Below are 210 nucleotides of genomic sequence, written 5' to 3'. Positions count from 1 at the left end.
GCAGGCGGGCCCGCTGGGTTGGGACCGCTATGTGGGTGCAGCGGGGGCCAAGGTGGTGATGAACAGTTTTGGCGCTTCGGCACCTATCGAGAAGCTGCAGGCCAAGTTCGGGTTTACCGTGGAGAATGTGGTGAAGTTGGCTCGGGAGCAGATTGGGTAGGGGTTGGAACAGGTAGGGTAAGGGGGGGATTTGCGGTGGATGGTCCCCTC

General features: G+C 61.4%; 1 protein-coding gene. It reads left to right on the top strand.

Annotated elements, in window-relative coordinates; genetic code table 11:
* On the top strand, nt 1–160 hold a 160-nt coding region (locus tag B3397_RS22470; RefSeq protein WP_414704329.1), incomplete at its 5' end, for a transketolase-like TK C-terminal-containing protein.
* Nucleotides 161–210 lie beyond the last annotated feature (50 nt).

It is taken from the genome of Pseudomonas sp. UBA4194 (assembly GCF_002379585.1).
GTDB lineage: Bacteria > Pseudomonadota > Gammaproteobacteria > Pseudomonadales > Pseudomonadaceae > Aquipseudomonas.
The sequence above is the reverse complement of the archived record's forward strand: the minus strand, read 5'-3'. Positions and strand labels throughout refer to the sequence as shown.